The sequence below is a fragment of the Pseudomonas sp. LS_2 genome (assembly GCF_042709235.1).
GTDB lineage: Bacteria > Pseudomonadota > Gammaproteobacteria > Pseudomonadales > Pseudomonadaceae > Aquipseudomonas.
Genome location: NZ_JAVAYC010000040.1, coordinates 1 through 24020, shown reverse-complemented (window position 1 = coordinate 24020; position 24020 = coordinate 1). Strand labels below are relative to the sequence as shown.

Here is a 24020-nt window from a genome sequence, read left to right as displayed (position 1 = left end):
GGGACTTGTAGCGGGTTTGCCCGCGAACCAGGGCAAAGCCCTGGGCACCCTACCATCAGGATTGGGCCGAACCGCCGCGAATGGGCCGCAATTGACACTACACTGACCGCTCACCCATGAAGGAGCCGTGCAGTGTCTTCAAGCCTTTCCCTCAAGCAGGCCCGGCGCCTGGCCCTGTCCGCACAGGGCTTCGGCAAGCCGGTCGAGGCCACGCCCAGCGCGGCAATGATCAAGCGCATGTTGCAGCGCCTGGGCGTGGTACAGATCGATTCGGTCAACGCCCTGGTACGTTCGCACTACCTGCCGCTGTTCTCGCGCCTGGGTGATTACCCGCAGGCGGCGCTCGACCAGCTTGCCTGGGGCCGTGGCCGCCAGCGCCAGCTGTTCGAGTACTGGGGGCACGAGGCTTCGTTGTTGCCGCTGGCGCTTTACCCGTCCATGCGCTGGCGCATGGCGCGGGCGGCCCAGGGCGAGGGTATCTACCAGCAACTGGCGAAGTTCGGCCGCGAGCGCCAGGACGTCATCGCCCGCGTATTGGCAACGGTACGCGAGCAGGGCGCGTTGGGTGCCGGCAGCCTGTCCACCCGTGAAGAGCGCGCCGGCCCCTGGTGGGACTGGAGCGAAGAAAAGCACGCGCTGGAATGGCTGTTTGCGGCGGGGCAGGTGACCGTGGCGGGGCGGCGCGGCTTCGAACGCCTCTACGACCTGCCGGAGCGGGTACTGCCCAAGGCCATCCTCGAACAACCCACGCCCAGCGATGCCGAGGCGCAACAGGGCTTGATGCTGCATGCCGCCACGGCCTTGGGCGTGGCTACGGAAAAAGACCTGCGCGACTACTTCCGCCTAAGCCCCGCGCAAAGCAAGGCGGCGCTCGCCGAGCTGCTTGCCGATGGTCGCTTGCAGGCCTGTGTGGTGCAGGGCTGGAAGCAGCCAGCCTATTGCATCGGTACCCCGCGCATTCCCCGGCGTATCGAGGCCAGCGCCTTGCTGTCGCCATTCGACTCGTTGGTCTGGGAACGTAGCCGCACCGAGCGCCTGTTCGGCTTTCGCTATCGCCTGGAAATCTATACCCCCGCGCCGAAACGGGTGTACGGCTATTATGTGCTGCCGTTCCTGTACAGCGAGCGCATTGCCGCGCGGGTAGACCTGCGCGCCGAACGCGGCCGCGGCGAGCTGGCGGTGCATGCCGTGCACGAGGAGCCCGAGGGCATGGAGGACGCGGGGTATCACGCTCTGGCCCAGCAGCTGGTGCGCTTGGCGCACTGGCTGGGCCTGCAACGGGTCAGGCTGGACTGCGCCCGCAACGAGGCAGCCCGCTTGCGTCAGGCGCTCAGCGACGCACCTGCTTGAGTGTCTCGGCGATCAGGAACGCCAGTTCCAGCGATTGGTCGGCATTCATGCGCGGGTCGCAATGGGTGTGGTAGCGGTCCGACAGGCCATCTTCGGTAATGGGCCGGGCGCCGCCGATGCATTCGGTGACGTTCTGCCCGGTCATCTCGATATGGATGCCGCCGGCATAGCTGCCCTCGGCTTGGTGCACCTGGAAGAACTGCTTCACCTCGTCGAGGATCTGGGCGAAGTCGCGGGTCTTGTAGCCGCTGCTGGCCTTGATGGTGTTGCCGTGCATCGGGTCGGAACTCCACAGCACCTTGCGCCCCTCGCGCTCGACGCTGCGGATCAACCCTGGCAGGTGCTCGCCGACCTTGCCGGCGCCCATGCGCACGATCAGGTTGAGGCGGCCTGGGTCGTTGTGCGGGTTGAGCACATCGATCAGGCGTATCAGCTCGTCGGTGTTCATGCTCGGGCCGACCTTGACCCCGATCGGGTTGTGCACCCCGCGCAGGAACTCCACGTGGGCGCCGTCGAGCTGGCGGGTGCGGTCGCCGATCCACAGCATGTGCGCCGAGCAGTCGTAGTAGTCGCCGGTGAGGCTGTCGCTGCGCACGAAGGCTTCTTCGTAGTTCAGCAGCAGCGCTTCGTGGGCAGTGAAGAAACTGGTTTCGCGCAGTTGTGGCGCGCTGTCCAGGCCGCAGGCGCGCATGAAGGCGAGGGTCTCGTCGATGCGGTTGGCCAACTGGTGGTACTTGTCGGCCAGAGCCGAGTTGGCGATGAAGTCCAGGTTCCATTTGTGCACCTGGTGCAGGTCGGCGAAGCCGCCCTGGGCAAAGGCGCGCAGCAGGTTGAGGCTGGCGGTGGACTGGTGGTAGGCCTGCAGCAGCCGTTCGGGGTCGGGCACGCGGCTGGCAGCGTCGAAGCCGATGCCGTTGACGATATCGCCGCGGTAGGCGGGCAGGGTGACCTGGCCGATGGTTTCGTCGCCCGCCGAGCGCGGCTTGGCGAACTGCCCGGCCATGCGCCCTACCTTGACCACCGGGCAGCCGGCAGCGAAGGTCATGACAATGGCCATTTGCAGCAGCACCTTGAAGGTGTCGCGGATCTTCGCGGCGCTGAACTCGGCGAAGCTTTCCGCGCAGTCGCCGCCTTGCAGCAGGAAGGCGCGGCCCTGGGTGACCTCGGCGAATTGCCGGCGCAGTTCGCGGGCTTCGCCGGCGAATACCAGTGGCGGGTAGCTGGCCAGGGCCTGCTCGACCCGTTGCAGGTGCGCGGCGTCGGGGTAGGTCGGTTGCTGCTGGATCGGCAGGGTGCGCCAGCTGTCGGGGGTCCAGGGTTGGTTCATCGCAGGCTCGGTATCGGACATTGTCGTGCCTGCCATGGTATCAGGTGGCGCGGCGCTTGTTGCACCGCAGGCATTGGCGGACAATGCGCGTTTTTGCACGAGCGGGTAGGCGATGGCAACGGAGCGGGAAGAGCGGCTGCTGGCCCGGGTGGAAGATGCCTTTGGCGTCATCAGCGTGTACGAGGTCGAGGACTACCGCTTCCTCGAGTTCGGCGATGCCATCGAGCAGAGCTGCACCTTCACCGCCGACCCCAGTTGGCTTGAGTACGACTACACGCGGGCGATGCTGGTTGGCGCGTTGTGCCACGAGCAGCCGGAAAGCGCGCTGTTTCTGGGCCTTGGCGCCGGCACCCTGACCCAGGCGTGCCTGAAGTTCCTGCCGCTGGAGGATGTCGAGGCCATCGAGCTGCGTGCGGACGTACCGCGCCTGGCCATGGAATACCTGGGCCTGGACGACGACCCACGGCTCTACGTGCGGGTGGGCGATGCCCTGGAGCTGCTGCCCAGCGCCGAGCAGGCCGACCTGATCTTCGTCGACCTCTATACCGACCATGGCCCAGGCGTCGGTCACCTGGCCTGGGGTTTCCTGGAAAACTGCCAGAAGCAGTTGAACCCTGGCGGCTGGCTGGTCATCAACCAGTGGGCCAGTGAAGACGGCAGGCCATTGGGCGCGGCGCTGTTGCGTGGCCTTTACCACCGGCATTACTGGGAACTGCCGGTGAAGGAGGGCAATGTGATCCTGCTGGTGCCGGCGGACCTGGATCAGACGCTGGACCTCGATGGGCTGCGCGCACGGGCCGGGGCGCTGGCGGGGCAGTTGGGGTATTCGCTGGAGTACCTGATTCGCGAGGTTCGTCCGGCGACCTGATCATAAAGCGGCGGCGTACCTTTCGCGGGTAAACCCGCTCCCACAGGTTCAGCGCTGCCCTTGAGCATGGCGCCGATCCTGTGGGAGCGGGTTTACCCGCGAAGGGTACGCCGCCGATCTTGAAAAAACGTTTCAGTTTTCTACTAAATGGTGGCCCTATAATGGCCACTACCCGTGAAAAAATTCTCACGGATCAACACGATTTCGTATATAGTACGCGCCGGTCTTTTAGCGGGCCGCAAAATCAGGTGGTGTAAACCCTCCGAGTCCAGCTTCGGCTGCACGTCCGCTAGGCGGACTTTCCCACGTTTTCTTTTTCAATCGTTTTCGCAAATCCCCGCCGCCAAAGCTGCCTGGGTGACCTTCGGGTCTTTCAAGGCATGTGCAGCTTTGGAGCATGGGTCTTTGCGGATGCACATAGAGGCAGACCCATGACCCAGGAAACCGGCGGATTCGCCGCTCTCGAACTCAATCCGAACATTGTTGCCGCCGTTCTGGCGACTGGCTACGAAGAACCGTCGGCCATTCAGCAACAGTCGATCCCGATCATCCTCGCCGGTCACGACATGATCGGCCAGGCGCAGACTGGCACCGGCAAGACCGCTGCCTTCGCCCTGCCGATCCTCAACAAGATCGACGTGAGCAAGCGCGAACCGCAAGCCCTGATCCTGGCGCCAACCCGTGAGTTGGCGCTGCAAGTAGCTACCGCTTTCGAAACCTACGCCAAGCAGATGCCAGGCGTTAACGTGGTGGCCGTGTACGGCGGCGCCCCGATGGGCCCGCAGCTGCGCGCCATCCGCAACGGCGCGCAAATCGTCGTCGCCACCCCAGGCCGTCTGTGCGATCACCTGCGCCGTGACGAGAAAGTGCTGTCCACCGTTCAGTACCTGGTACTGGACGAAGCCGACGAGATGCTCAAGCTCGGCTTCATGGACGACCTCGAAGTGATCTTCGACGCCATCCCGGCCTCGCGCCAGACCGTGCTGTTCTCGGCCACCCTGCCGTCTTCGATCCGCAGCATCGCCGAGCGTCACCTGCGCGAGCCGAAGCACGTCAAGATTCAGAGCAAGACCCAGACCGTTACCGCGATCGACCAGGCCCACCTGATGGTCCACGCCGACCAGAAGATCCCGGCTGTCCTGCGTCTGCTGGAAGTGGAAGAGTTCGATGCGTTGATTGCCTTCGTGCGCACCAAGCAAGCCACCCTGGACCTGGCCGCCGCGCTGGAGGCCAAGGGCTACAAGGCTGCCGCGCTGAACGGCGACATTGCCCAGAACCAGCGTGAGCGCGTGATCGACTCGCTCAAGGATGGCCGCCTGGACATCGTCGTCGCCACCGACGTCGCTGCCCGTGGCCTGGATGTACCGCGTATCACCCATGTGTTCAACGTCGATATGCCGTACGACCCGGAGTCCTACGTACACCGTATCGGTCGTACCGGCCGTGCCGGTCGCGAAGGCCGTGCGCTGCTGCTGGTCACCCCGCGTGAGCGCCGCATGCTGCAAGTGATCGAGCGTGTGACCGGGCAGAAGGTCGCCGAAGCGCGTCTGCCAAACCCGCAAGCCGTACTTGATGCGCGTATCAAGAAGCTGACCAACAGCCTGGCGCCGCTGGTGGCTGAAGCCGAGATCAGCCATGGTGAGTTGTTCGACCGCCTGACCGCCGACCTGGGTTGCAGTGCACGTGCGCTGGCTTCGGCCCTGCTGCGCAAGGCCACCAATGGCCAGGCGCTGGACCTGGCCGCCGTCGAGCGTGAGCAGCCGCTGGTGCCGACCCACACCCCGCGTGAACGCAGCAGCGCTGACCGCGCCGACCGTGGTGAGCGCAGCGAGCGTGGCGACCGTGAGCGCCGCGCGCCGATGCCGCTGGCCGAAGGCCGCGTGCGTTGCCGTACCGCCCTGGGTGCCCGCGACGGCATCGCTGCCAAGAACCTGCTGGGGGCGATCCTCAACGAAGGTGGCCTGGCTCGTGATGCCATCGGCCGTATCCAGGTACGTGACAGCTTCAGCCTGGTCGAGCTGCCGGAAGAAGGCCTGGAGCGTCTGCTGACCAAGCTCAAGGACACCCGCGTAGCCGGCAAGCAGCTGAAGCTGCGTCGCTACCGCGAGGACTGATCCTGGCGCGGCAATGAAAAATCCCCGGCTCAGGCTGGGGATTTTTTTTGCCTTGGCGGTGCGTTTCGCTCAATCGAAACGGTAGATATCCATGCCCAGCGCGCCCAGGGTGAAGCCCTGGTGCACCAGTGAGAAGCGCTCGCCCGCGCCCAGGGCGAAGAACAGCGGCAGCAGGTGTTCATCGCTGGGGTGGTTGCGTGCCGCGTGCGGCGCCTGCTGGCGATAGTCCAGCAGCGCTCTGCGGTCGTCCTCTTCCAGCCGCTGCGCTACCCAGTCGCGGAAGGCCTTGGCCCAGGGCTCGATCACCTCTGGCCCGGCCTGCCAGCTCAACTCGCCCAGGTTGTGGGTGATACTGCCCGAGCCGACCAGCAGGACGCCTTCTTCGCGCAAGGGCTTCAGTGCCTGGCCTACACGCACTTGCAGCGCTGGGCCGAAATGGCTGGGTAGCGAGACCTGAAGCACCGGGATGTCGGCATCCGGGTACATCAATGACAACGGCACCCAGGTGCCGTGGTCGAAGGGCCGCTGGTGGTCTGGGCTGGCCGGCAGGTCGGCGGCTGCCAACAGGTCGATGATCCGCTGGGCCAGTTTCGGCTCCCCAGGAGCGGGGTACTGCACGGCATGCAGGGCTGGCGGGAAGCCACGGAAGTCATGCCAGGTGGGTGGTTGCGTCGTGCTCATTACTTGCAGGGCGCGGCTCTCCCAGTGCGCCGACACCACCACGATGGCACTTGGGCGCGGCAACCCGGCCGCCAGCGCCGCCAGGGCCGGGCCGCTGGCGCCGGGTTGCAAGGCAAGCATGGGGGAGCCGTGGGAGATGAACAGGCTTGGCAGCATGGTGAGGTTCCGCAGGTTAAGATGCTGTCATCTTCGGGTAGCGATCCATCCGTATCCAATGCAAGTTTTGCAGGTTAACTATCGAAAAATCGGGAGGAATCATGGAGCCAGCTTTCTGGCACAAGCGATGGGCGGACGACCAGATCGGATTCCACCAGGCCAAGGTGAATCGGTATTTGCAGGCGTATTGGGCGAGCCTGGCGCTGGCCCCCGGCAGCCGCGTGCTGGTGCCGCTGTGCGGCAAGAGCCTGGACCTCGCCTGGCTGGCTGGGCAGGGCCACCGGGTGCTGGGCGTCGAGCTGTCGCAGCGGGCGGTAGAAAGCTTCTTTGCCGGGCACGGGCTGACGCCGCAGGTAACGCGGCAGGGGGCGTTCGAGGTGTGGCGCAGTGATGAGGTGGAACTGTGGTGTGGCGACTTCTTCGCCTTGCAAGCGCAGGATCTGGCCGACTGTGCCGGGCTATATGACCGAGCGGCCTTGATCGCCTTGCCGCCGCCGATGCGCGAGCGCTACATGGCGCTGCTGTCGGCACTGTTGCCGACCAGTTGCAAGGGGTTGCTGGTGACCTTGGACTACGACCAGGCGTTGATCGACGGCCCGCCGTTCTCGGTGCCGGACGACGAGGTGCGGCGCGGCTTCGAGGGTTGGCAGGTGAATGAGCAGGAGGCGCCGCAGATCATCGAGCAAAGCCCGAAGTTCCAGGCGGCCGGGGTGTCGAGCCTGCTTGAGCGGGTGTATCGGCTTGCACGCTAGGTAAGCGCTGAGCGATGCCGTATTCCTGTAGGAAGGGGCTGTCGGGGCGCTGAATCACCGCGCTGTTCCATCCGCGGGCAGGCCCGCGCCTACAGGAAGATGTGTTTGGCGATCCGTGCATGAAAAAAGGCGACCCTGGGGTCGCCTTTTCGTTACAGCGGGCAATCAACCGCGGCGGCGCAGGGCCTCGATACGATCTTCCAGCGGCGGGTGGCTCATCAGCAGTCCGGCCAGGCCCTGCTTCAAGCCACCATTGATGCCGAAGGCCTTCATGGTGTCGGGCATGTGTACCGGCATGCCTTGTTCCACACGCAGGCGCTGCAAGGCGCTGATCATCGCGCCAGTGCCGGCGAGCTGGGCGCCGGCTTCGTCGGCGCGGTACTCGCGGCGCCGCGAGAACCACATCACGATGATGCTGGCCAGGATGCCGAGGATGAGCTCGGCGACGATGGTCGCGACGTAGTAGGCGATGCCCTGGCCTTCTTCGTTCTTGAAGATCACCTTGTCGACGAAGTTGCCGATGATCCGCGCGAAGAACATCACGAAGGTGTTCACCACGCCTTGTACCAGTGCCAGGGTGACCATGTCGCCGTTGGCCACGTGGCCGATCTCGTGGGCCAGTACCGCACGCACCTCATCGGGCGAGAAACGCTCCAGCAGGCCTTGCGACACCGCTACCAGCGCGTCGTTGCGGTTCCAGCCGGTGGCGAAGGCGTTGGCCTCGTAGGCTGGGAAGATACCCACTTCGGGCATCTTGATACCGGCCTCGCGGGACAGTTCCTCGACCGTCTGCAACAGCCACTGCTCGTGGCGGGTGCGCGGCTGGGTGATGATCTGCGTACCGGTGCTCATCTTCGCCATCCACTTGGAGATGAACAGCGAAACCAGCGAGCCTGCGAAACCGAACACGGCACAGAACACCAGCAGGCTGCTCAGGTTCAGGTCGACGCCGTTGGCGGCCATGAACCCGTCGAAACCGAACAGGCTGAGGGTAATGCTTGCAACCAGCACCACCGCAAGGTTGGTGGCCACAAACAACAGAATGCGCATCATGGTTGTTACGTTCTCCTGACGGACGAAAATCTAGCGTTCTGCGGGGGTATATAAGGGGGCGGGCACGACGATTCAACCGGTCGACTATTTCAAACTGTGTACCGGGGAGTATGGCAGAGGGTGGCGGGAGAGCTGGGGATAGAGCGTTGCAGGATGTAAGAATTGATCCAGCCCATTTGCGGGCAAATGGAATTGCCCGCAAATGGCAGATGGCCGTTATTGCTGGTAGGTGCGCAGGAAGTTGCCGATGCGGCCGATGGCCTGTTCCAGGTCGTCGACCCGCGGCAGGGTGACCACGCGGAAATGGTCGGGCCATGGCCAGTTGAATGCGGTGCCCTGGACGACCAGCAGCTTCTCCGACAGCAGCAGGTCGAGCACGAACTTCTCGTCATTGAAGATCGGGCACACCTTTGGGTCGATCCGCGGGAAAGCGTACAGCGCGCCCATAGGCTTGACGCAGCTTACGCCGGGAATGGCGTTGAGCAGCTCATAGGTGCGGTTGCGCTGTTCCAGCAGGCGGCCATTGGGCAGCACCAGGTCGTTGATGCTCTGGTAGCCGCCCAGTGCGGTCTGGATGGCATGCTGCGACGGCACGTTGGCACACAGGCGCATGTTGGCCAGCATGTCGATACCTTCGATGTAGCTCTGGGCGTGCTGCTTGGGCCCGGAGATGATCAGCCAGCCGGAGCGGAAACCCGCCACCCGGTACGACTTGGACAGGCCGTTGAAGGTCAGGCACAGCACGTCGGGGGCGAGGGAGGCGGTGCTGATGTGCACGGCTTCGTCGTAGAGGATCTTGTCGTAGATCTCGTCGGAGAACACCACCAGGTTGTGCTGGCGCGCCAGCTCCAGCATGCCCAGCAGCAGCTCCTTGGAGTACACGGCGCCGGTCGGGTTGTTCGGGTTGATGATCACCAGCGCCTTGGTGTTCGGAGTGATCTTGGCCTTGATGTCGTCCAGGTCCGGGAACCAGTCGGCCTGCTCGTCGCACAGGTAGTGCACCGGCTTGCCGCCGGCCAGGCTTACGGCGGCAGTCCACAGCGGGTAGTCCGGTGCCGGGATCAGCACTTCGTCACCGTTGTTGAGCAGCGCCTGCATCGACATCACGATCAGCTCGGACACACCGTTGCCCAGGTAGATGTCCTCGATGCCGACGCCGTCGATCTGCTTCTGCTGGCAGTACTGCATGACTGCCTTGCGCGCGCTGAACAGACCCTTGGAGTCGCTGTAGCCCTGGGCAGTGGGCAGGTTGCGGATCACGTCCTGGAGGATTTCGTCCGGCGCCTCGAAGCCAAAGGGCGCCGGGTTGCCGATGTTCAGCTTGAGGATGCGTTGGCCTTCCTCTTCCAGGCGTTTGGCGTGCTTGAGCACCGGGCCGCGAATGTCATAGCAGACATTGGCGAGCTTGTTCGATTTGCTGAACTGCATGATGTGATCCCGATTGGATAAGTCGCGGGGCGCGGCCGTCAAAAGGTTTGAAAAGGACGGCGCGCGGGTGCCAGACTGAGCGTCTGCACGCAAGCCAACTAATATACGTGCCACCCGCGCTGCGGAAAAGCCAGCACAGGGTGAAATTCAGCCTGCCGAGGTCCACCCCATGCACAAGATCGAGAAAACCCTGGAAGAATGGCGCGCCGTGCTCGACCCGGCGCAATACCAGGTGTGCCGTCTGAAAGGCACCGAGCGGCCGTTCAGTGGCAAGTACAACAGCGAGCGGCGCGATGGTATCTACCACTGCATCTGCTGCGACCTGCCGTTGTTCGATGCGCAGACCAAGTTCGATTCCGGCTGCGGCTGGCCGAGCTTCTACGCGCCGATCGAGGAAAGCGCGATGATCGAGATCCGCGACACCTCCCATGGCATGATCCGCACCGAAGTCACCTGTGCCCGGTGCGATGCGCATCTGGGCCATGTGTTCCCCGACGGCCCGCCACCGACCGGCCTGCGCTACTGCATCAACTCGGTATGCATCGACCTCAAACCGCGTGACTGAACGGAGCATCGACATGCAAGACGCATTGCTGGGCCTGCCCTGCGTGACCCTGAACGGCGAGCAGAAAACCCTCGGCGACTTCGCCGGCAAGGCACTGCTGGTGGTCAATACCGCCAGCCAGTGCGGCTTCACCCCGCAGTACAAGGGCCTGGAGCAGCTGTGGCAGCAGTACCGCGACCAGGGCCTGGTGGTGCTGGGCTTCCCCTGCAACCAGTTCGGCAAGCAGGAGCCGGGCGATGCCAAGGAGATCGCGCAGTTCTGCGAGCTGAACTTCGGCGTGAGCTTCCCGCTGTTTCGCAAGGTCGAGGTCAATGGCCCGGGCGCCCACCCATTGTTCGTCGAACTGAAGCAACGCGCGCCTGGGCTTTTGGGTACGCAGAAAATCAAGTGGAATTTCACCAAGTTCCTGATCGACCCGGCCAGCGGCAAGGTCACCCGCTATGCCCCCACCACCAAGCCTGAGGCGATCAAGGCCTCGGTCGAGGCACTGCTCAGCCGCTGACCGGAACCCACTGGTCGATCAGCGCCAGCAGTTCCTCGCGGCGGAACGGCTTGGCCAGGTAGTCGTCCATGCCTGCGGCGCGGCAGCGGTCGCGTTCCTCGGGCATGGCGTTGGCGGTCAGCGCAACGATCGGCAAGTCCGGCCAGCGCCCGCTCTGGCGAATGCGCCGGCTGGCCTCGTAGCCGTCCATCACCGGCATGTTGCAGTCCATCAGCACCATGTCGAAGCCTTCGTGCTCGAGCTTTTCCAGGGCTTCCCCGCCATGGGCCGCGACCTGCACCTGGCAGCCGAGCTTGCCGAGCATGCCCTTGGCCACCAACTGGTTCACCGGGTTGTCCTCGACCAGCAGGATCCGTGCCCGGCGCTCAAGGTGCGTGCCGGCCTCAGGGGCCAGTGGCGCGCTGGGCTCGCCTTGCAGGGTGCGCCGCAGGATCTGGTACAACGCGTTGCGCGCCAGCGGGCGGGCCAACTGGTGCAGCGGCGCCAGGCGCGCGGCTTCCTGGCCGGGCAGGAAATTGCCGTAGGCGGTCACCAGTAGGATCGGCGCCTTGATACCAGGACGCAGGTCGAGCAGGTGCTCCACATCGTCGGTGATGAGCAGGTCCAGGGGCGCGTCTTCGAGCCCATCGGCGCTGTCGCGGCGCTCATGCTCCAGCCCCCAGGCCGGTAGCAGGCCTTCGAGCAGCTCCGCCAGGCCGCTGCTGGCATTGCTCAGCACCACCACATGCCCTTGCAGCCGCGCAGGGGGCAGCGCTTCGCTGTGGCTGGGCAGGGGCAGGTCGGCGCTGAAGCGGCTGCCGAAGCCGCTCTGGGAGTGAATGTGCAGGTGACCCTGCATGGCCTTGCACAGGTTGCGCGTCAGCGTCAGGCCCAGCCCGGTGCCGCCGTACTGGCGGGTGATGCCGGCGCCGGCCTGGGTGAAGGGCTGGAAGATCCGTGCCTGGGCCTCTTCGGGAATGCCGATGCCGGTGTCGCAGACCTCCAGCCGCACCCCGCCGACAATGGTTGAAAGACGCACGTCGACGCGGCCGAAGCGGGTGAACTTCAGGGCATTGGACAGCAGGTTGCTGACGATCTGCCGCACCCGGGTGGGGTCGCCCAGCACCATGGTGGGGAAATTCGGTGTGACCAGGCAGGTGAGCTCGACGTTGGTCGCGGCATTTTGCGACAGCAGGTTGGCGGTGTCTTCGACCATCGCGCCCATGTCGAAGGGAATGCGCTCGAGCTCCAGTTGGCCGGCGTCGAACTTGGAGAGGTCGAGGATATCGTTGAGCAGCTCCACCAGTACCTTGCCCGAGTCATGGGCGATCGACAGCTGCTGGCGCTGCTCGGCGGTCAGGCCGCTGTCCAGGGCCAGGGCGAGCATGCCGAGCATGCCGTTGAGCGGGGTGCGGATCTCGTGGCTCATGTTGGCCAGGAACGCGGCGCGTGCCTGGGCCATGTCCAGGGCGCGGCGGCGGGCTTCTTCCAGTTCCTGGTTGGACTGGCTCAGGCGAGTGTTGCTGGCCTTCAGTTCGTCGGTGCGTGCCGAGACGACGTCTTCCAGTTCGTTGAGGTATTGCGTCAGGCGGTCTTCGGCGCTGCGCCGCTGCTGGATCTCGGTGGCCATGCTGACGAACTGTTGGTTGGCCACCTTGACCAGTACGCCGATCTCGTCGTGTTCATGGCCGTGGGGGTACTCCAGGCGCGTGCGCCCAGGCTGGCGTGCGTCGCTGCTGCTGAGGGCGCCGATCACCGTGACCAGCGGCTTGGTCAGCATCATGTAGAACAGCGCCAGGAGAATGCCGGTGAGTACCAGGCTGCGGGCGAAGCCGTTGAGCAGGGTGACGCCTGCGCGGTCGAGGAAGCGGCTGCCGAAGGCGTAGGTGTCGACCTCCAGGTACAGGGTGCCGAGGTATTCGTCGGGCATGTTCGCCAGGAACAGACGGTCACGGAAATGGCGTTGCTCGCCGAACAGGAAGTCGCTGAGGGTTCGGTAGCGGTCTTCTTCGCGCGGGCGCTGGACGTCGGCCAGAACGGTATCGTTGTTGTCGATCAGTCGCGCGCGGATCACGGCAGGCGACTGCAACAGGCCGCCGGTGAGCTCCTTGGCCAGTTCCGCGTCGATGTTGTAGGCGATGCGTGAGGCCGGGTCGTGGCTGATTTTCAGCAGCGCTTGCACTTCGCGGTTGATGGAAGCGTCTTCGCTGGCATAATCGATGCCGATCTGGATGAGACTGAGCAAGGTTCCCAGGATGAAGCCGACCAGGACTGTCAATCGGGCTTGCTTGTATGACAGACGATTGGTGAACTTGATATCCATGTTTCCCGAGCCGGTTCAACGCTCTTTGCGCTGCGCAAGCATAGCCGATCAGCCTCGGCTGCTGGCGGGTCTGTCTGTTCATTTCAGTTGATCTCAAATCCAGGGCCGCGTTGCGTTCTTCGCGGGCAAGCCCGCGAAGAACGCAACGCAGTCTCGAAAAGCTGAAATTCGTAGGAGCCACCATGGACCCCCGCCTTACCGCCTTTCTCGAACGTGCCGAGTCTGTCCTTGCGCGCCTCGAACCCCTGTTGCCCGCCCCGCGTCAGGATATCGACTGGAGCACCACCCTGGCCGCGCGCTGGCAGCGCGATGGCCGCAGCGGCTACCTGATGCCGCTCCAGGTCAGCCTGGACATCCGCCTGTCCGACCTGATCGGCGTCGACCAGCAGCGCGACCAGTTGGGCCGCAACACCCATCAGTTCATCAACGGCCTGCCGGCCAACCACGCCTTGCTCTGGGGTTCGCGCGGCACCGGCAAGTCATCGCTGGTGCGCGCGCTGCTGGCCGAGCATGCCGACGCCGGCCTGCGCTTGATCGAGATCGAGCGCGACCACCTGGCCGACCTGCCGCGGGTGGTCGAGCAGCTGCAAAAACAGGCGCAGCGCTTCATCCTGTTCTGCGACGACCTGTCGTTCGAAGCCGGGGAGGGCGATTACCGGGTGCTCAAGAGTGTGCTTGACGGCTCGCTCGAACAGGCGCCCGACAATGTGCTGCTGTACGCCACCTCGAACCGCCGCCACCTGGTGCCGGAAAAAGAAAGCGACAACGAAAACTGGAAGCGGGTCGACGGCGAGCTGCACCCCAGCGAGGCGGTGGAGGACAAGATCGCCTTGTCCGACCGCTTCGGTCTGTGGCTGTCGTTCTACCCCTTCACCCAGGAGCATTTCCTCAATGTGGTCGAGCACTGGATCGGCCAGCTGGCAGGCGCCGCCGGGCTGAGCTGGCAGCGTGACGAAGCGCTCGATATTCTCGCCGTACGCTGGGCCACCGGCCGCGGCAACCGAAATGGCCGTTGTGCCTACCAGTTCGCCCGCTATTGGGTCGGGCTGCAATTGCTGGAGCAAAACCGATGATCGACCTCAACGCCAGTGGCCGCGGCCTCGATGGCTACGACCTGCTGGCCGCGCAAGTACAGGCGCTGTTTGCCGACGAACGTGACTTCATTGCCAACGCCGCGCAGTTCTCGGCGTTTCTGTATAACCAGGTGGAGGACCTGAACTGGGCTGGCTTCTACCTGAACCGCGATGAGCAATTGGTGCTCGGCCCGTTCCAGGGCCAGGTGGCCTGTGTGCGCATTCCGTTCGGCAAGGGTGTGTGCGGCGCTGCGGCGGCCAGCCGGCAAACCCAGCGGGTGGAAGATGTGCATGCCTTCCCAGGGCATATCGCCTGTGACAGCGCATCGAACAGCGAGCTGGTGATTCCGCTGGTGAAGGAGGGCAGGTTGATTGGCGTGCTGGACCTCGACAGCCCGAAGCTTGCGCGTTTCAGTGAGGCGGATCAGGTGGGTATCGAGCGGTTGGCGGCGATCTTCCTGGCGTTGACCGACTGTTGAAGGTGGGGTGAATGTACTGGCCCTTTCGCGGGTAAACCCGCTCCCACAGATACAGTGGCGCTCTCAAGAGCAGCGCAGTACCTGTGGGAGCGGGTTTACCCGCGAAGAGACCGCGCGGATCAGTCGTAGATAACCCGCTTCTTCCAGGTCTCGTCCTCGTCGGTCTTGAGCCCTTCGGTCAAGGCGTTCTGGTCGTCCTCGGCCGGCTCCATCTGGTCTAGCACCTGGGCGTTGGCCCGGGCCAGCAGCTTCTCGAGATAAGTGAGCTGTTCTTCGTACTGCTTGGGCTCGGGCTGCTTGCGCAGGTACTGCACGCCACGCTCGAAGGCCAGGCGCGCCTGGCCGGGCTGGTTCTGCTGCAAGGCCTGTTGGCCGAGATTGTTGAAGAACTCGATGTGCAGCAGCACCAGGATATGGCGAATCTCCCGAACCCAATACTTGCCTTCGTTGGCTTGCAGGAAGTTTTCCTGGGTGGCGCGCACGATCTGGTTGTGCAGCGACTCGAGCAAGAAACGCACGTCCTTGGCCTTGACCTCGGTCTGGATCGGGCTCGGCGGGTTGTTCACCGGAATCTTGTCGCCCTGGGCGATCAGACCCTCGAGTTCGGCGATACGGTTCTTGAACTGCACGTTGTGCTTGTCCAGCGCCAGCTGGCGCTGGTTCAGGTTCAACTCCAGGCGGGTCAGCAACAGCTTGAGGGCAGGGGTCATCAACTGGCCGGGGAAGGTCTCGGTGACCTCACCACAGCGGCGCAGGCGTTCGGCGAGTTCTACTTTAAGGCGCGCGCGGTCGAGCTTGGCGTTCTCCACGACATTGTTGAGGTAGCCGATCACGATCAGCAACGCGATACCCGCCACGATAAGCAGGGTGATCAGAAGTGGGGTCACCGTTAACGCCTCTGAAGGAAGTTTTACAGCTGAAGTGTAGTAAGTTCGCCTGGGGCCGAACAGTGCAGCCTGGCGGACAATACGCAGGTGCGCCCGGCACATTGTCTATGTCGGCTTACCCGGGCGAATCTACAGTGCTGGCATTTTGATGCGAGGCGCGTCAGAAAATCAACGCCAATCCCTAGGCGCACCTGAAAAGCCATCGTTGGTGATATGGAAGTCATTGATTTAAATATATTTCCACAAAAGGGTTGACGGCTATTCGAGCCGTCCCTAGAATGCGCGCCACTTGCAGCGTAAAGCACAGCGCAGAGCGTTGCAGGGAGTGAAAAGATGTAGCGTGTCCCCTTCGTCTAGTGGCCTAGGACACCGCCCTTTCACGGCGGTAACAGGGGTTCGAGTCCCCTAGGGGACGCCAATGCGGGAATAGCTCAGTTGGTAGAGCACGACCTTGCCAAGGTCGGGGTCGCGAGTTCGAGTCTCGTTTCCCGCTCCAGTTTCTCCGGCAACGCTCAGGCGGGGCAGGAAAAGAAAATCCAGGCTGAACCGTGAGGTTCATGTGCTGGTACATTGAAAGCGCTAGGCTGACAGTGTCGTGTGTCCCCTTCGTCTAGTGGCCTAGGACACCGCCCTTTCACGGCGGTAACAGGGGTTCGAGTCCCCTAGGGGACGCCATTTGCGGGAATAGCTCAGTTGGTAGAGCACGACCTTGCCAAGGTCGGGGTCGCGAGTTCGAGTCTCGTTTCCCGCTCCAGTTTCAATACTGTGGCGTCTATGCGGTGCAGTGGTGGTGAAGGTCTTCAAGGCGCTTCACGCCGAAAGTGGTAACGCTTCACAATGCGGGAATAGCTCAGTTGGTAGAGCACGACCTTGCCAAGGTCGGGGTCGCGAGTTCGAGTCTCGTTTCCCGCTCCAAACACAGAAACGAAAAAAGGGCCTTGTGCCCTTTTTTCGTTTTTGCATTTCCATCATTTCTTTTTACGCCTCCCTCTCGCAACGGGCCGGTTGAGCCCGCTACGCAGATGACTGTTCCTGGCTACTTGTAATAGAGGGTGAAATTAAGGGCGCTTTTGGCCACGCCGGGCTGAACCGTCTGCGCGGTCTGGTAGTAACGCGCATTGAAGTCGATGCGCATGTCGCCGGGTGAAATAGGGGTGACGTCCAGTGCCTGGTGCAACGCCGCGGGCGTCACGCCATCGGCATGTAGGACCTGGATGCCCAGCCCCTGCGCAGAACCTGCTTCGGGCGAGAGGCTGAACAGCCCCCGGTCGGCGTCGATCACCGTCGCACCCTTGGCTACTTCCAGCTCCACGTGAACCCGTGCCGTGCCACCCGCGGGATCGTCTTCGCAGTTATTCAGGTTGATGTGGAAGGGCACCGAGGCCGTGACCGTCCCCTCGTGCGTGAAGCTGCTGGCCTCGTGTTTGCCGAGGTCCACAGGGTCGGCGCTGACCGCATTTGCCTGCAGGCTGCATTGCGCCTGCCGCACCGAGCCAAACAGATTGGCCCTCAGCACGCTGCCGACGGCGTTGAAGTGACCAGTGAACAGCTCCTGGCCAGCGAAATCGTTCGGCCCAGCCGGAATGTCGCCGATTTTGATCAGGGTGTAGTCGGCTTGCAGGTACGTCATGCGGGCGGCCAGTGGCGCTGGACGGGTGATCGAGCCGAGATAGGGTACCGAGCGCCAGGTGGTGGGCACCCAAGTGTTGTCGAATGCGCCGTTATAGGGCAGGCCCAGATACACGTGCAAACCGACGCCCGGTACGCTGGTTTCCAGCACTCGCCCCGTGAGGTCCATGCCGTTGATCGGTGGCAGCGAGCCGGGGAAGATTCTCGCGGTATTCGGTATGTTGACGTCGGCACGCATGCCCGCCACCGGAACGGGGCAAAGCAAGGCGAACGAACCGTCGTTCTGGGTACGCAAGTTGGTGAACGAAGCAATGACAGTGCCGATCGGTGCATCGCGAGGTACCCAGCTCATGCCCAGTTGTATGTTGTAGTGCAACTGTCCGGTCGGAAGGCCACCTTCCCAATGGCAGTCGATATCCTGCGCGCTGGCGTTGGCAAAGAAGCCGATCAGCCACAGGGCGAGAGTGGTGCGTTGCAAGCGGGGAGCGCTCATGGTCAGGGTCCGTGGTCTGGAGTGGGCTGGCGGGGTCATGCAGCAGGGCACGTGAGGGTTTCTACGTGGTAGCCCTGCTGCTGTTCCATTTGCTTGGGCTCGATCTGCAATTGGCATTGCTGGTCGGCATTCTCGCCCCAGCGCAGGTGCAGTTCCTGGGCCTTGTCCTCGACGGCCAGCAATGCCTGGCCGGCCTGGCCGATCACGCCCAGCGACTCGCCGTCGGCGTCGCTCACTTGGGTACCGAAGGGCAGTGGCAGGCCGTTGGCCTGCTGCAGGGTGAGGATCAGGCGGGACACCTTGCGCGCCTGGAACTCGGCCAGCACGATGGCGCCGCGCCGTGGGATCAGGCGGGTGGTGCCGTTGTCGATCTGGATTTGCGGCCCCAAGTCGTCGGTGTCGAGCTCCAGCCAATTGTTGCGATAAGCGCGCAGATAAGGCACGAGCAGGTGACCGCTGCTGTCGGTGCGGCTTGCGGGGGTGCTTTTCACCCCGACGCCATCGACGCCGGGTACCCGCACCAGCGCGTTGGTTTCGCCCAGGTAGCGGCCTGCGGTGAAGCCGTTGCCGTGCAGCAGCAGGCCGCCGCTGGCATTGACCGAGAAGGAACGGAAGTCGTCGCTTTGCGTGTAGCCGACGCCAAGCGCCGCCTGCGCGCCCTGGTAGCCGACCGAAAGGGCCGAGGTCTGGCTGTGACCCTCGTCGCGACTGGTCGAGGCGACATAGTTGAGACGATGATCCAGGCCACTGCCGGCGATGCTGGCACGCTGGCTGGCCTGATGATTGCGCCAGTTCAGGTCGAGGCTGGCACTGGAGGCGCGACCGAAGGCCAGTGGCATCGACACGCTCAGGCCGAACATACGGTCATTGTTGCCCAGAGTGTTCAGAGCCTGGGAGGCGAACAGGTTGTAGCTGACGTTGTGCAAGGTGGTGCTCAGTTGCAGCTGGTACTGACGCAACTGCAGGTTGGTGTTCCAGTAGTCGTCCTGGGTCAGGGTGAAACTCAGCGAGCTGCGCAACCCCAGCCGTTGGTGGGCCGAGGCCTCCACGCGGCTGCGACGGTTGCCTCGGTAGCGGCTGTCGGCATTGCGTTCGCGCACGGCTTCGTCGTAGTCGCGGTAGCCCTCGGTGGAGTAGCGATAGCCGGCGAAGCGCAGGTTGGTACCGGTTTCGAATGCCTTGCCGTAGCGCAGGGTGAGACTGTGTCCGTGGACATTGCCCAGGGTGTCGCCAAGGTCGGTTTCGGCGCGGCTCACGTCGAGCGACAAGGCGCCGATCTCGCCCAGATCGCGCGCCGCACCCAGGGTGGCGGCGCGGTAGTAGTCACCGCCCTGGGCACCGCCATACCAGGTGGTGTTCCAGGCGCCCCCTCGGGCCAGGGTGGCTTGCCAGAACAGGGGCGAGTCCAGGTCGTCGGCGGCGTTGTAGCGCCCCAGGGTGGCGCTGTAGCGCCAGATGTTCTCGCGCAGAAGGTTGCCGAGGCTGGAGTAGGGTTGGATGAAGCGGCGCACCTGGCCATCGGCCTCGGTCAGGACGATTTCCAGCTCGCCACTGCCGCCGCCAACCGCCAGGTCGTCGATTTCGTAGGGGCCCGGTGCGACATAGGTGCTGTAGATGGGGTAGCCGTTGCGCAATACCTCCAGCTTGGCGCGTGTCTGGGCCACGCCGCGGATCACCGGTGCATAGCTCTGCATCACGTCGGGCAGCATGCCCATGTCGGAGGCCAGTTGCACCCCTTTGAACGGTTGTCCGCGGAACACTTCGCTGTTGCTGAAGGTTTCGCCAAGGGTGAGGTTGCCGAAGCTGCCCGGCAGGTCGCGCTGGGCATAGGTGTTGGTGTGGCTCCACTGGCGGCGGCCCTGTTCGTCGCCGCGCAGTGCCTGGCTGCTACGCAGGCGCCAGGGGCCGAGGTTGAGCCCGCTGTTGAGGTAGAGGTCTTCGCTGGTCTGGCTGCGGCCCTGGGTGTGGCTGCGTAGCTGCGCTGAGGCCTGGTAGTTGATGAACGCCGCGTTGATGCCGTAGTCCCACTGCTCCGGCGTGACCGTGCCGGCCTTTTCGCGGCTGATGAATGCCTGGGGGATCGACAGGTCCAGGCGCAGGCGGCGGCTGTCGAACGTGGCGGTGGCGCCGGGCGCGGTGTTGGCCAGGTTCACGCAATGCTCGTCATCCGGCAGCGGCTGCTCCAGGCTGCGCTCGCGCAGGCCGGCGCGGCGCAGCAGGTCGGGGGTGATGCACGGCAGCAGGGTGCGGCGGTCTTCGCTCGCTTGCAACTGCACGTGCTCCTCGACGAGGAACGCCAGGTTCACCCAGATTTCCACCCGGTAGCGTCCGGGTGCCAAGGGGGTGTCGGCAGCCAGCCATTGCAGGGCGAGGGCACCGGCATCGCTGGACTGGCCGGGCGCCTGGTGCATGAAACTGGCATCGAAGGCCCGATCCTCGGTGTCGGCGAGTGCCGGAAGCATGCTGCTCAACATCAGGCTGCCGGAGCCCAGCAGCAGGCAAGTGGATGGATGCAGGCGCAACGATCTAGGCCTGCGCATCAATGGCAGGGACATGGCTAAGGTCCTTTTTTCTAGGCGAACGGATGCGAGTGCTTGAATCGCTGTCAGGCTAAGCGCGGTGGTTGTCTGTCTTGGGGAGCTGTTGCCGAGAGCAAGCTCACGGGGCGGCACGTTAGGGGGTTCTGGGCGCAGGAGCTGTAGGGAACGTCTATGCGTGAAGGGGAAAAATCACCATGGAGGCGTGGCGAAAGAACGGGCCCCAAGGATTGGGGCCCGAAGTAGGGTATCGGTCTAGCGAGCCCTGGGTAGCCCAGGACCGTACGAGCAGCGATGCTGCCGTTCAGCCCAGGCTTGTTCCGAAGGTCGGCCGCCGCGTCGTAGACCGGTCATTGCAATACGAGTTGTCTCACCTCGCCCGTAGGTGTGCCCTGCTGGCTGCCGAATAGCTGTGCTCCTGCCGAACTCGTGCCCGCAATAGGTGCTCTGTCTCGCATATTGATGCGCTGAAGCCTGACATTTTGAAGCTGACTTAAAGATACTCCTGCACCCATTTGTTGTCCTTGGCTGGGCTGAATAGCACTTCCAGGAGTTGCAGTCGTAGCAACAGGAGAAGGAGGCGTAGCAACAGGAGAAGGAGGTGGTGGCGGCGGAGCAGCAGGGACATCTGCATCAGGAGCAGCAGGAGCAGCAGCACGAGGCTTGAACCGACCCGGCACCAGACCCTGATTCGAGAACCTTCGGCTTAGCTCAGGCGATGTTTGCGTAGCTGTCGTCGCCGTCGCCGTCGCCGTCGTCGCTGCCTTTGCAAACGTCCGCGGTGACTGGGTCCAGGGCACTTTACCCTGGAACCTGGCGTACATTCCCCCGAGCGCGGCCGAGGTGCCAAAGCCAATCAGGCCCCAGCCCAATTGTTCGACGATGAAACGGGTACTCGGGTCTTCGATCGCTGGCGCCACCGCTGCCACCACTCCAGCGCCTGCCGCTGCGGCCAGCACGCCAACGCCCACCGCCAAGATCGGCGGAGCGAGGAATGCCACGACGCCCCCCAGAATCATGCCGACGGTGCCAATGATGAACGGCAGGAACGTCATGAAGCCGCTGAGTTGCTTGGGCTCTTCCACGGGGTCGATATAGGGCGGTTTCGGATCACGGCTCGGCGTCGGCGATGCCCGGTGGCCGGTGGGGTCGCGCCAGTTGACGGGGTTGCCCAAGGCGTACAGGTAGGGATTGATGCCGGTTACTTCGGGGGGCAGCGAGTCCGGGCTGTGGAAGCGCATCAGCCCGGGGTTGTAGGCCCGATAGCCACGCCCCAGCAGATACCAGTCCAGCTGCTGTTCGCGCACCTCGCCGTTGAACCCCAGCAGGCTGCGCAGTGCGTCATCGTCGCCGCGTTCGCCATAGAGGCTGTAGTGAGCCTGCTGAACACCCTCGGGGCCATACTCGTCAGTCACCGACCCTGCGCTGTCGGTCAACAACAGGAGGGCATCGCTCGCTTGGCCATGGCGTTGCTGGCCAAGCGGCTGGTCGCTGCCATGCAGCAACTGGGTGAGCTGGTCGCCCTGGCGCACCGCGCTCAGGCGATAACCCTCGTAGCGCCGCAATTGTTCGTGGCTCTGGCCTTGCCAGTGCACGCCCGTCAGGTGGTCGTGGCCATCGTAGCGATAACGCACCAAGGGTTCGCCGCCTTGCTGGCCGACCACCTGTTCCAGGCGCCCCATCACGTCATAGTGCAGCTGGCGCCCCCACTCGTCGTTGAGCTGGTTGCCGTCGGCGTCATAGCTGAACGCCTGGGTGGCGGGGTAGTCGGGTTGCAGGGTGTGGGTGGCTTCGCGCAGTTGGAACTGGTCGTGGACATCGGCCTTGCTGGCAGCGCCGTAGCTGAAGCGGGCGTCATCCACGGTGCCATCGCCGAAGCGGGTCTGGCAGCGGGTCAGGTTGTCGAGCTCGTCGAAGCGCAGCACCTGGCTGGTGATACCGCGCCCAGCGCGGTTGCGCGGCAGGCTCTGCGGGTCGTCGGCCTCGTAGTCCGCACGCGTAAGCCTGTTCAGCGCATCGTAGCTGAAGGTCTCGAGCAGGTGCACTTGGCCATCGCGCAACGTGCGTCGGCTGTGCAGCAAGTCATCGTCGCGCCATGTCAGCTGCGTGCCGCTACTACTGCCGTTGTCCAGCTCGGTGGTACGCGCGGTTTCGCGGCCCAGGCTGTCGTACTCGACGGTGCAGGTGGCCTGGCGCTGGCTGGCGCTGTCCTGGGTGACGGTCTGCCACAGGCGCCCGTCGGCGTCATAGCTGAAGCGGGCACTCAGGGCACCCTGGGTGGTCGTGTGCAGGCGCCCTTCACTGTCATAGGTATGTGCCGTGATCAAGCCGTCGCTGCTGTTGCGCTCCATCGGGCGGCCTTGCAACGAGGCCAGGTGGTCGATGGCGAAGTCTTGCCCCGGTTGCACCCCGGTCCAGCTTTCCCTGGCCAGGTAGCCCTGGTCGGTGTACGCGTAGTCGCGCTTGCCGGTGCCGTTCTGCGTCGAGGTAATCGAGGCATCGTGGCGGGCATAGGCAAAGGTGGCCTGGCCGTCCGCGGCGAGGGCGCCCTTGACGGTGATGGTCTCCGGCTCGCTGGTCAGTTCAGGGATGTAGGCATAGCTCAGGGTGCGTCCCGACGCCTTGTCCCGTTCATGTACCAGTACCCTCTGGCCCTGGTAGCGGTAGGTTTCGGTACGGTTGCCTACCGTCAGGCTGGTGAGCCGTTCCAGGCCGTCGAAACCGCGCTTGCAGATCAGGCTGCCGGTCTGGCTGCCTTCGGGCACCAGTTCCAGTTCCGTGGTCAGTTCGTTACTGCTGTGGCTGGCGAAACGCCGCACCAAGGTAGTGCCGTCCGGGCGCTGAGTGCTGACCATGCGACCCCAGGCGTCGTAGGCGAAGCGGGTGATCTGTTCGATCGGTGCGTTGTGCAGGCCCAGTGGATCGCGCAGTTGCTGGACCAGGCGGATGCTGCGACCGTAACCGTCGTAGGCGTAGGCCGTGCTGCCCACCAATTGCCCGTCGCTGGCCAGGCGTTCGTCGCGCAGCGGCTTGTCGAAGCGGTTGAATTCGCTGCGGGTGAACTGGCGTCGCTGACGGGGTCGAGGTTCGTCGGCGCGCTCCTGCCAATTCTCCACGATGTAGCCTTCCTCGCCGAACGGCGATCGCTGGTGGCAGACCACCACGCCATCGGGTTGCAGGGCAGTGGTGCGCTCACCCCAGCCGTCATAGCCGAAGGTGGTGGTCAGGCTAAGCGTTTGCTCATCCAGGTAGTCGTAGGTGGTCTGCTCGGCCACCCGGCCGACATCGTCGTAGCGTGTGGCCTCGACCTTGTGCCAGGCGCGTTGGCCGGTCTTCTCGTCGAGGGTTTCGCGTTCCTGCCAGAGCGGCCGGTTGTAACCATCGAACCAGGTGCGGGTGGTCACGCCGTTGACGTTGGTCACCGTTTCGCTGGTCTCACGGCCCAGGGTGTAAGCGTAGCGGCGGGTTGATTCGAACGCGGTACCGGGGGCCACGGTCTCGCTGAGCAGCCGTTGCAGAGCATCGTAGCGATAATGGACCTCGACCAGGTTCGGGTCCTGATCGCGCAGTAACTGGCCGCTGAGGATGGAACTTGCCCGCGTGACCACGCGCTCGGCCAGGTCATGGCCCTTGAAGGTTTCGCGAGTCTGCAGCAGGGGTTGGCCAGCGTCGTCCTGGACCCTGGAATAGAAGAAGGTCGAAGAGGCGGACTTGTCCCGGCTTGGATCGGTCGGGTCCCTGAGGATCAGTTGCTGCACGTTGACCCGGCCATGCAGCAGGGTGTTGTGGCTGCTTTCGGTGAGGTAGCTGATGAGCGTGCTTTG

The 24020-nt window shown here is 64.0% G+C and carries 16 protein-coding genes, 5 tRNA genes and 1 pseudogene; 13 read left to right on the top strand and 9 right to left on the bottom strand.

Translation table 11 applies throughout. From position 1 onward, the window contains the following. Nucleotides 1–132 precede the first annotated feature (132 nt). Nucleotides 133–1350 carry a winged helix-turn-helix domain-containing protein gene (locus tag RAC97_RS23170; protein ID WP_375101979.1) on the top strand — a complete coding sequence of 406 codons (1218 nt, stop codon included), beginning with the start codon at nt 133–135 and terminating at the stop codon, nt 1348–1350. On the opposite strand, the gene RAC97_RS23165 is transcribed toward RAC97_RS23170, so the two are convergent. Continuing rightward, nucleotides 1331–2677 carry a class II 3-deoxy-7-phosphoheptulonate synthase gene (locus RAC97_RS23165; RefSeq protein ID WP_375101980.1) on the bottom strand — a complete coding sequence of 449 codons (1347 nt, stop codon included), beginning with the start codon at nt 2675–2677 and terminating at the stop codon, nt 1331–1333. The genes RAC97_RS23170 and RAC97_RS23165 overlap by 20 nt on opposite strands. A gap of 112 nt (nt 2678–2789) precedes the next feature. Between RAC97_RS23165 and RAC97_RS23160 the strand changes: the two genes are divergently transcribed. Together RAC97_RS23160 and RAC97_RS23155 are read left to right on the top strand one after the other, a co-directional pair. Then, nucleotides 2790–3545: a spermidine synthase gene (locus RAC97_RS23160; protein WP_375101981.1), complete on the top strand. Its 756-nt coding sequence runs from the start codon at nt 2790–2792 to the stop codon at nt 3543–3545. Between the two features lie 397 nt (nt 3546–3942). Next, nucleotides 3943–5659: pseudogene (locus RAC97_RS23155) on the top strand (DEAD/DEAH box helicase). A 69-nt stretch (nt 5660–5728) separates the two neighbouring features. Here RAC97_RS23155 and RAC97_RS23150 read toward each other — a convergent pair. Then, nucleotides 5729–6496 carry a DODA-type extradiol aromatic ring-opening family dioxygenase gene (locus RAC97_RS23150; RefSeq protein WP_375101982.1) on the bottom strand — a complete coding sequence of 256 codons (768 nt, stop codon included), beginning with the start codon at nt 6494–6496 and terminating at the stop codon, nt 5729–5731. A gap of 101 nt (nt 6497–6597) precedes the next feature. Between RAC97_RS23150 and RAC97_RS23145 the strand changes: the two genes are divergently transcribed. Beyond that, entirely contained in the window at nt 6598–7248 is a 651-nt protein-coding gene (locus RAC97_RS23145) for a thiopurine S-methyltransferase (RefSeq protein ID WP_375101983.1), read from the top strand. A 165-nt stretch (nt 7249–7413) separates the two neighbouring features. On the opposite strand, the gene htpX is transcribed toward RAC97_RS23145, so the two are convergent. Both htpX and RAC97_RS23135 read right to left on the bottom strand, forming a co-directional pair. Beyond that, nucleotides 7414–8301 carry a protease HtpX gene (htpX, locus tag RAC97_RS23140; protein WP_375101984.1) on the bottom strand — a complete coding sequence of 296 codons (888 nt, stop codon included), beginning with the start codon at nt 8299–8301 and terminating at the stop codon, nt 7414–7416. A 216-nt stretch (nt 8302–8517) separates the two neighbouring features. Beyond that, nucleotides 8518–9729 (bottom strand): pyridoxal phosphate-dependent aminotransferase, encoded by a 1212-nt coding sequence (locus tag RAC97_RS23135; protein ID WP_375101985.1) that lies wholly within the window; start codon nt 9727–9729, stop codon nt 8518–8520. A gap of 169 nt (nt 9730–9898) precedes the next feature. On the opposite strand from RAC97_RS23135, the gene msrB reads away from it, so the two are divergent. Together msrB and RAC97_RS23125 are read left to right on the top strand one after the other, a co-directional pair. Continuing rightward, a complete protein-coding gene (gene msrB, locus RAC97_RS23130; protein WP_375101986.1) occupies nt 9899–10294 on the top strand; it encodes a peptide-methionine (R)-S-oxide reductase MsrB in 396 nt (131 codons plus the stop codon). Between the two features lie 13 nt (nt 10295–10307). Next, nucleotides 10308–10796: a glutathione peroxidase gene (locus RAC97_RS23125; RefSeq protein WP_375101987.1), complete on the top strand. Its 489-nt coding sequence runs from the start codon at nt 10308–10310 to the stop codon at nt 10794–10796. Here RAC97_RS23125 and RAC97_RS23120 read toward each other — a convergent pair. Beyond that, on the bottom strand, nt 10786–13098 hold the full coding sequence (locus RAC97_RS23120) for a response regulator (RefSeq protein WP_375101988.1): 2313 nt from the start codon (nt 13096–13098) through the stop codon (nt 10786–10788). The genes RAC97_RS23125 and RAC97_RS23120 overlap by 11 nt on opposite strands. A 182-nt stretch (nt 13099–13280) precedes the next feature. On the opposite strand from RAC97_RS23120, the gene RAC97_RS23115 reads away from it, so the two are divergent. Together RAC97_RS23115 and RAC97_RS23110 are read left to right on the top strand one after the other, a co-directional pair. Beyond that, entirely contained in the window at nt 13281–14171 is an 891-nt protein-coding gene (locus RAC97_RS23115) for an ATP-binding protein (RefSeq protein WP_375101989.1), read from the top strand. After that, a complete protein-coding gene (locus tag RAC97_RS23110) occupies nt 14168–14650 on the top strand; it encodes a GAF domain-containing protein (protein ID WP_375101990.1) in 483 nt (160 codons plus the stop codon). The genes RAC97_RS23115 and RAC97_RS23110 overlap by 4 nt, the downstream gene beginning before the upstream one ends. Before the next feature lie 119 nt (nt 14651–14769). Here the strand turns inward: RAC97_RS23110 and RAC97_RS23105 are convergent, their stop codons facing one another. Continuing rightward, nucleotides 14770–15537 (bottom strand): hypothetical protein, encoded by a 768-nt coding sequence (locus RAC97_RS23105; protein WP_375101991.1) that lies wholly within the window; start codon nt 15535–15537, stop codon nt 14770–14772. 342 nt (nt 15538–15879) lie between these two features. Here RAC97_RS23105 and RAC97_RS23100 point away from each other — a divergent pair. From RAC97_RS23100 to RAC97_RS23080, 5 genes are all read left to right on the top strand, one after another. Continuing rightward, nucleotides 15880–15955: transfer RNA gene (locus RAC97_RS23100), tRNA-Glu, on the top strand. 2 nt (nt 15956–15957) lie between these two features. Next, nucleotides 15958–16033 (top strand) — tRNA-Gly (locus tag RAC97_RS23095). 103 nt (nt 16034–16136) lie between these two features. Beyond that, nucleotides 16137–16212 (top strand) — tRNA-Glu (locus RAC97_RS23090). A gap of 3 nt (nt 16213–16215) precedes the next feature. After that, nucleotides 16216–16291, top strand: a tRNA-Gly gene (locus tag RAC97_RS23085). An 85-nt stretch (nt 16292–16376) separates the two neighbouring features. Further along, nucleotides 16377–16452: transfer RNA gene (locus tag RAC97_RS23080), tRNA-Gly, on the top strand. A gap of 121 nt (nt 16453–16573) precedes the next feature. Here the strand turns inward: RAC97_RS23080 and RAC97_RS23075 are convergent. The 3 genes from RAC97_RS23075 to RAC97_RS23065 all read right to left on the bottom strand — a co-directional run. Further along, complete coding sequence (locus RAC97_RS23075; RefSeq protein ID WP_379671510.1) at nt 16574–17659, bottom strand: fimbrial protein; 1086 nt, start codon at nt 17657–17659, stop codon at nt 16574–16576. Between the two features lie 35 nt (nt 17660–17694). Beyond that, nucleotides 17695–20214, bottom strand: a complete 2520-nt coding sequence (locus RAC97_RS23070) for a fimbria/pilus outer membrane usher protein (protein WP_375101993.1) — start codon at nt 20212–20214, stop codon at nt 17695–17697. A gap of 332 nt (nt 20215–20546) precedes the next feature. Continuing rightward, a partial coding sequence (locus RAC97_RS23065; RefSeq protein ID WP_375101994.1) for an RHS repeat-associated core domain-containing protein occupies nt 20547–24020 on the bottom strand: 3474 nt, incomplete at its 5' end.